The organism is Rhodococcus mengyinensis (assembly GCF_048381435.1).
In the GTDB taxonomy this organism is placed as follows: domain Bacteria; phylum Actinomycetota; class Actinomycetes; order Mycobacteriales; family Mycobacteriaceae; genus Rhodococcus_F; species Rhodococcus_F opacus_D.
In genome coordinates this window covers 1-4095 of the sequence record NZ_JBLWIT010000070.1, presented here as the reverse complement: position 1 = coordinate 4095, position 4095 = coordinate 1, and the positions used below count along the sequence as shown (strand labels likewise).

Here is a 4095-nt window from a genome sequence, read left to right as displayed (position 1 = left end):
TACGAGGTGGTCTGGTAGATCGGCAGCGCCCGCGCCTTGGTGGTCGCGTCGGACGTCTGCCCGGCGTGGATCTGCTTGGTCTCGAACGACCAGTTGACGGTGGGATCGATGCTCTCGGTCACGAGTGGTGTGCTCCAGATTCGGTGAGGTGGATGTGGTGAATCAGTTTTCGCCGGTGAGTGTTTCGACCACGGTGCGGACCGGGGTCTGATTGCGGGTCAGGTCGAGGACGGGGCAGTGCGCATCCACCGCCTCCTGCAGTTCGAGGTAGCGCTCCCGCGATTCCGGGCCGGTCAGCGTCACGACGACCCGCACCTCGCCGAACCCGGCACGGACGGCGTCGTCGAAGCCGAAGAACCCGCGTACGTCGAGGTCGCCCTCCGCCCGCGCCGAGATGTCGTCGACGCGGACACCGAGCTTCTCGGCCCAGAAGCGGTACGTGACCACCTGGCACGAGAGCAGCGACGCGAGGTAGTACTCCACGGGATTGGCCGCCGAATTGTCGCCGCCGAGCGCCGGAGGCTCGTCCACCTCGACGCTGTACTTGCCGAGCGTGACGGTGCTCGCGACGGCATCGTGCGCCTGCGCGGACGCGCGGAAGACGACGTGAGCGTTCGCGGAATCCTCGGACACGGCGTCGCGGGTGGCGCCGATGACCGACGCGAGATGCGAAACGGATGCAGTGGTCATGACAGTACGAATCCTTCGAAAACGAGGGTGTGCAGGAAGAACCCGGCGTGGAGAAACGTCACGCCGGGACGGGTCCGATCAGGAGATCGGACACCTCGAGGTACACACCAGTGCGAAATCGACATGGCGACGCCGCGTCAGCAGCTCACCTGAGTCGATCACGCCGGATTCGGTCACGGATCAGACTGTAACCGCACGACACGCATTCCGACCAGTCCCATAGGAAATTCTGCTCACGGAGTGGGCAGCGCGCGGCACAGGGCATCGAGAGTGGCCGAGAAACGCGCGGACGACGGCGTGCTGTAGCCGACGACGAGTCCGTCGGACCGGTCCGCGGGAGCGCCCGGATGACGGAACGTGCGCAGACCCTCCACCGCGAGGCCGAGGGACGCGGCCCGGTCGACGGTGGCCGCCTCGGTCCCGTCGGGAAGTTCGAGGACGGCGTGCAAACCGGCCGCGATGCCGGTGACGTGCACGTGTGGTGCACGGGCGGCGAGGGTTTCGACGAGGGTGTCGCGCCGGCGGCGGTAGAGCGTGCGCATCCTGCGGACGTGCCGATCGAATGCGCCCCTCTCGATGAAGTCTGCCAGGGTGAGCTGGTCCGTCGAACTGACCCACCTCTCGTATCCGCCCTTGACTGCCAGAACACGGTCGATCAGCCGTTCCGGCAGCACCATCCAGCCCACGCGGATCGCGGGGGAGAGAGTTTTGCTCACCGTGCCCAGATAGGCCACCTCGTCCGGGGCCAGACCCTGCAGCGCGCCGACGGGTTGGCGGTCGTACCGGAACTCCCCGTCGTAATCGTCCTCGATCACGATCGCCCTCGCCGCACGTGCCCATTCCACGAAAGCCGTTCTCCTGCCGGGATGGAGCGGCCCGCCGGTAGGGAATTGATGAGCCGGGGTGAGCAACGCTGCCGACAGCTGCCTGCCCGTCGCATCCGGGGGCTGCGCTCCGCGGTTGTCGAGGTACAGGGGGACGGTGGACACGCCGGCATCGCCGAGCAGCTCGCGATGCAGATGCAACCCATACCCTTCGACGGCGATCGGCCCCTTCACGGCGCGGGCGAGCAACCACAGTCCGTGCCCCGAGCTCGCACTGACCACGATGTGGTCGGGATCGGTGCGCACTCCTCGTGCACGAGGAAGGTATTCGGCGAGAGCGTGACGGAGCTCGGGACGTCCCCGCGGATCACCCGGTCCGAACGCGTCGTTGGGTGCCGCGGAGAGCGCGCGGCGGGCCGACGCCATCCAGGCGGCACGCGGAAATTCCCCGACGTCGGGAGAACCGGGCATCAGGCTCAACGCCGGTCGGGGCGCCGCCGTGGAGCGGGTGTGCGGACGTCGGGCCGGCCGACCTGCCCGATCAGCGACCCGGGTCCCCGACCCCTGCCGGGCGGTGAGCCAGCCCTCGGCCACGAGTTCGGAGTACGCCTCGGCGACGGTGTTGCGGGCGATGCCGAGGTCGAGGGCCAGGGTGCGGGACGGCGGGAGGGTGGTGCCTGCGACGAGCCGTCCCGATCGAATCGACTCGCGCAGAGCGGAAACCAGGTTCGCGCGCACCCCCGGCGCCCGTCCGCCGCCGGACGCGGTGAGGTCGAGATGGAGGTCGCGGCCCAGACCCGAATTGGCCCAAGTTTCCATGCACGAATTGAACCATACAGATGGGCTATTTCGCGCTTACTGTTCTCGTATGACCACAACAGAGCGCAAGACCCGCGTCGACCTCGCCCGCAAGGCCCCCGCCGTCTACAAGGCGATGATCGCCCTCGACGCCGCGGCACGGCAGGGCCTCGACCCGGAGCTGGTCGAGCTGGTGCTCACCCGTTGCTCTCAGATCAATCACTGTGCGTGGTGCATCGACATGCACACCGCCGATGCCCGCAAGATCGGCATCAGCGAACAGAAGCTGTACCTGCTGGGCGCGTGGGAGGAGGCGCACGGGCTGTACACCGACAAGGAGCGTGCCGCGTTCGCGCTCGCCGAGGCGATCACCGTGCTGACCGACGGCTTCGTCCCCGACTCGGTGTACGAGGAGGCGGAGGAGTACTTCGAGGAGACGGAACTGGCGCAGCTCATCTCGCTGGTGCTCACGATCAACGCGTGGAATCGCATCGCCGTGAGCACGCGGAAGTCCCCGCGGGTGCGCTGATCCCGGGTAACGGACCCGCCGCCTCGCGCCCGCTGCACTGCCGCCCGCTCAGAAGTTTCCGCGGGCGGCTTGTTCGCGTTCGATGGCTTCGAAGAGGGCTTTGAAGTTTCCGATGCCGAAGCCGAGGGAGCCGTGGCGTTCGATGAGTTCGAAGAACACGGTGGGGCGGTCGACGAGGGGTTTGGTGAAGATCTGCAGCAGGTAGCCGTCCTCGTCGCGGTCGACGAGGATGCCGCGTTTCTGCAGTTCGGCGATCGGGGCGCGGACGTTGCCGATCCGGGCCCGCAGGTCGGGGTCCTCGTAGTAGGAGTCGGGGGTGGCCAGGAATTCGACGCCCTCGGCGGTGAGCTGGTCGACGGCGGTGAGGATGTCATTGGTGGCCAGCGCCAGGTGCTGGGCGCCGGGACCGCGGTAGAAGTCGAGGTATTCGTCGATCTGCGAGCGTTTCTTGGCGAGGGCGGGTTCGTTGAGGGGGAACTTGACCCGGTGGTTGCCGTTGGAGACGACCTTGGACATCAGGGCGGAGTAGTCGGTGGCGATGTCCTCGCCGACGAACTCGGCCATGTTCGTAAAGCCCATGACTCGGTTGTAGAAGTCGACCCAGTGGTCCATCTTGCCGAGTTCGACGTTGCCGACGACGTGGTCGAGGGCCTGGAACAGCCGCTTGGGGGCGCCGTCCCGTTTGGTGTGCGACGACGCCCGCGAGGTGTAGCCGGGCAGGTAGGGGCCGGTGTAGTTGCTGCGGTCGACGAGGGTGTGGCGGGTGTCGCCGTAGGTGGCGATCGCGGCGAGGCGGACGGTGCCGTGCTCGTCGGTCACCTCGTGCGGTTCGTCGAGGACGGTGGCGCCCTGGGCGCGGGCGTGGGCGATGCACTTGTCGACGTCGGGGACGGCGAGGGCGATGTCGACGACGCCGTCGCCGTGGGTGCGGTGGTGCTCGATCAGGGGGCTGTCCGGGTTCACGGCGCCTTTGATGACGAAGCGGACGGCGCCGGATTCGAGGACGAAACTGTGGTGGTCGCGGTTGCCGGTGGTGGGTCCGGAGTAGGCGACGAGGGTCATCCCGAACGCGGACTGGAAGTAGTGGGCGGTCTGGGTGGCGTTGCCGACCACCCAGACGACGGCGTCCCAGCCGCTGACCGGGAACGGGTCGCGGGTGCCGTCGTACTCGACGAGCCCGACCAGTTGCTCGAGCTGGCCGAGGTCGAGACCTGCCAGGCGTTCCTTGTCGGTGAGAGTCTGCTCGATCGTCAT

The 4095-nt window shown here is 67.6% G+C and carries 4 protein-coding genes; 1 reads left to right on the top strand and 3 read right to left on the bottom strand.

All coding sequences use genetic code 11. The features are described from left to right. Window positions 1-162: 162 nt before the first annotated feature. Both ACNJ7E_RS13875 and pdxR read right to left on the bottom strand, forming a co-directional pair. Window positions 163-690, bottom strand: a complete 528-nt coding sequence (locus ACNJ7E_RS13875; protein ID WP_105414233.1) for an OsmC family protein — start codon at window positions 688-690, stop codon at window positions 163-165. 233 nt (window positions 691-923) lie between these two features. Continuing rightward, window positions 924-2333, bottom strand: a complete 1410-nt coding sequence (gene pdxR, locus ACNJ7E_RS13870) for a MocR-like pyridoxine biosynthesis transcription factor PdxR (protein WP_418340134.1) — start codon at window positions 2331-2333, stop codon at window positions 924-926. A gap of 49 nt (window positions 2334-2382) precedes the next feature. On the opposite strand from pdxR, the gene ACNJ7E_RS13865 reads away from it, so the two are divergent. Continuing rightward, window positions 2383-2841, top strand: a complete 459-nt coding sequence (locus ACNJ7E_RS13865) for a carboxymuconolactone decarboxylase family protein (RefSeq protein WP_005260497.1) — start codon at window positions 2383-2385, stop codon at window positions 2839-2841. Between the two features lie 48 nt (window positions 2842-2889). Here the strand turns inward: ACNJ7E_RS13865 and hppD are convergent. Then, window positions 2890-4095: 4-hydroxyphenylpyruvate dioxygenase (hppD, locus tag ACNJ7E_RS13860; RefSeq protein ID WP_418340133.1), on the bottom strand; the 1206-nt coding region annotated here is incomplete at its 5' end.

What these genes read in the sequence shown, in the direction of transcription:
- ACNJ7E_RS13875 (WP_105414233.1), bottom strand. Translation starts at nt 690, where the DNA reads ATGACCACTGCATCCGTTTCGCATCTCGCGTCGGTCATCGGCGCCACC.
- pdxR (WP_418340134.1), bottom strand. Translation starts at nt 2,333, where the DNA reads ATGGAAACTTGGGCCAATTCGGGTCTGGGCCGCGACCTCCATCTCGAC.
- ACNJ7E_RS13865 (WP_005260497.1), top strand. Translation starts at nt 2,383, where the DNA reads ATGACCACAACAGAGCGCAAGACCCGCGTCGACCTCGCCCGCAAGGCC.